Below are 2,819 nucleotides of genomic sequence, written 5' to 3'. Positions count from 1 at the left end.
TGGGCGGTCTCGGAGGGCCCACCTCCATCACCGGTGCAGCATCACGTCGGAAGATTCCGTCTACATCGAAACCTCCCGTTGTGTTCGTGGCGCACGGTCGTCAGCGTATCTGACCAGCACAGGAGCGTTCGGCATGATCTCTCCGACCCGTCGGCCCGAAGGGTGATACCGCACGCCCGCAGCCATCTCCATCCCATGCAAGGCGATATTCAGCAGCACGGGGCTGATCACGCCACCCTGGGGAGTCCCCTCCTCGGTCGGTGTGAACCTCCCGCGTTCCACGACCCCGGCCTTCAGCCATTGCCGGACCAATCCCCGAGCAGGGAAAGTGCCGAGCCCGGCCAGAAGCTGGTCGTGATCGATGCGGTCGAATGCCGCCGCCAGGTCCGCGTCCAGGATCCACACGCGCTGCGGGTTCTTGCCGCTGAGTGTATTGAAGATGACCCCGATCGCGTCGTGGCAGCCCCGGCCCGGACGGAAGCCGTACGACCTCGCCTCGAACCGGGCCTCCCACTCAGGCTCCAGCGCCGCCGACACACGGGCTTGATGAGCCCGGTCGACGATGACAGGGATGCCGAGCGGGCGCCGCTTGCGTCCTCCCGCCTTCGGGATGAACACCCGCCGGACCGCGCGGGCCTGCCAGTTACTGCAGCGCTGCTGGATGAAGCGCACCAGTTCCGACTTGCCCGAGGCGGTGAGTACGACCTGATCGTCGATCCCCGCCGTCTTGCGTCCGGCATTGATCTCCGTCACCCGCCGCACGCTGACCAGCGTGTTGCTCAGGCTGCGGAGCATCAACTTCTGCAGGTTCCTGACCTTCGCCAGGTCCCCTTCCTTCGATGCCGTGAAGATGCGTTGACGCAGACGGCGTACGTCATTCTCCGCTTGGTCCCAGTCGATGCTGGGCCAGTCCACGGGGCCGCCCTCCGGTCCGTTCACCCCGGCCGGGGCCGGGGCGTCCAACTTGTCCTTCGGTGCTGTCGCTGCTGTCATCGTCCCTCCTCACAGGCTCACCCGGCTCACGTCAGCGTCCTTTCGGACTCGGACATCGGTCCGTATCCGGCGAGTTGGCCAAAGCGGCGGCGGAGAGTCCACCGCCCGTAACTGCCTTGGTTTCCTCCGGCCTTTCGGCGTGCCGGCCTTCGCTTCTTGAGCCGTCCTTTCCCGCCGGAAACATCAGCCTTCCTTACGGTCAGCCCACCGCCCGTCCGGTGTGGACGGGCGGCTTCCGTCGGGGTTTCCACGTTCCGCGTGCTGAGCTGCGACCGGGGTGGGTGCCCTCTATATCCCGGGGCGGCGGTGTCCTCCCGGGCGGCGTGAAGCATCCGCCCGGCGCCTGCCGCGTTCCAGCGGCCTGCCCTGCACCCCGCTATCGCTTCCCACCGGCGGGGCTTTCTCTCACGAGACGTCATCGAGGGTTCACGGTTGTTCACCCGTCCGGTCTTCCCCTTGCCTGTTGCCCTCGGATGGAACGAGGGCACTTGGGCTTTTCCCCGGAGCTTCACACCCCGCCGTTACCAGCGACGCATGTCCGGGTGGGGACAGGTCATCGGACACTGACCCGGGGCTACTCTGTCGCCGACGCCATCGCCGACCCCCTCTCCAAAAGAGCCCACTCAACACACGCGACCTCGTGTCGCACCTTCACCTGAGGAGTGCAGCTTTCCTGACGACGACATGGACCCTAGACAAGTCCCATCGTCCCAGGTCAGATGCGCTCCTCGCTTATTTGATCAAGCGTCGGACACTCGCAGTCGCGAAAGTGCGAGGCTAGTACTCCAGCTGTAGATCGTGATCTTGCTGGTGGGGGCCGGTACGGAAACGGGTGCGACCACCGATGATCATCGTTGTTTGTGAAGACGAACGAAGAGTCGGTGGCCGCAGGTCACAGCATAGATCCAGACCGTTGGCGCGAGGCGTTCGAGGTGGCCATGGGCCGCATCGCTGGGCGGTTTGCTCGGGTCGAACCCCGTTTGCGGGCCGGCCGGTTGGTGATGGGTTTGATGTCGGACCTGCCACGCAAGAACTGCTGGACGATCGCGGAGTGGGCCGGGGAGAAGACCCCGCACGGCATGCAGCACTTGCTGTGCCGGGCGTCCTGGGACGCCGATGCCGTGCGTGACGATGTGCGCGAGTACGTCGTTGAACATCTCCACGACGAGGCGGCGGTGCTGGTCGTGGACGAGACCGGTGACGTGAAGAAGGGCGCCCACACCGTCGGGGTCCAGCGCCAGTACACCGGAACCGCCGGCCGGATCGAGAACTCCCAGGTCGCCGTCTACCTCGTCTACGCGGGCGCGCGCGGGCACGCGGCGGTGGACCGGGAGCTGTACGTCCCGCGCTCATGGACCTCGGACCCGGAGCGTTGCAGGGCGGCGGGGCTCGTCGAGGACACCGTCTTCGCGACGAAGCCGGAGTGGGCCCGCACCATGATCGAACGGTTCCTGGACGCCGGTCATCACATCGGCTGTGTGACCGGCGACGAGGTCTACGGCGGCAATCCGAAACTGAGGACAGCCCTGGAAGGACGCGGCCTGGGCTATGGCCTCGCGGTGGCCTGCTCGGCCGAAGTGACCACCGGGGCAGGAGAGTTCCGCGCCGATGCGCTGGCCAAGAAGCTCCCGAAGCGGGCCTGGCAGAAACTGTCCGCCGGACGTGGCGCGAAGGGCCACCGCTACTACGACTGGGCCGTTATCGAACTCGCCGACCCGGCGCCGGGCCACCGGCAGCTACTGATCCGGCGCAACCGCACCACCGGCGAACTCGCCTACTACCGCTGCCATTCCACCATGCCGGTCCCGTTGAGCACGCTGGTCAGG

At 66.5% G+C, this 2,819-nt stretch carries 1 protein-coding gene and 1 pseudogene; one reads left to right on the top strand and one right to left on the bottom strand.

Annotated features, from left to right (window positions below; all coding sequences use genetic code 11):
* Positions 1 to 96 precede the first annotated feature (96 nt).
* A pseudogene (locus ACF08M_RS41480) lies at positions 97 to 993 on the bottom strand (reverse transcriptase N-terminal domain-containing protein); the annotation flags it as partial.
* Between the two features lie 938 nt (positions 994 to 1,931).
* Here ACF08M_RS41480 and ACF08M_RS41475 point away from each other — a divergent pair.
* The coding region (locus ACF08M_RS41475; RefSeq protein WP_392190494.1) for an IS701 family transposase at positions 1,932 to 2,819 on the top strand (888 nt) is incomplete at its 3' end.

The organism is Streptomyces sp. NPDC015032 (genome assembly GCF_043080425.1).
Classification (GTDB): domain Bacteria; phylum Actinomycetota; class Actinomycetes; order Streptomycetales; family Streptomycetaceae; genus Streptomyces.
Note: the sequence above shows the minus strand (reverse complement) of the source record. Positions and strands in the feature narration are given on the sequence as shown.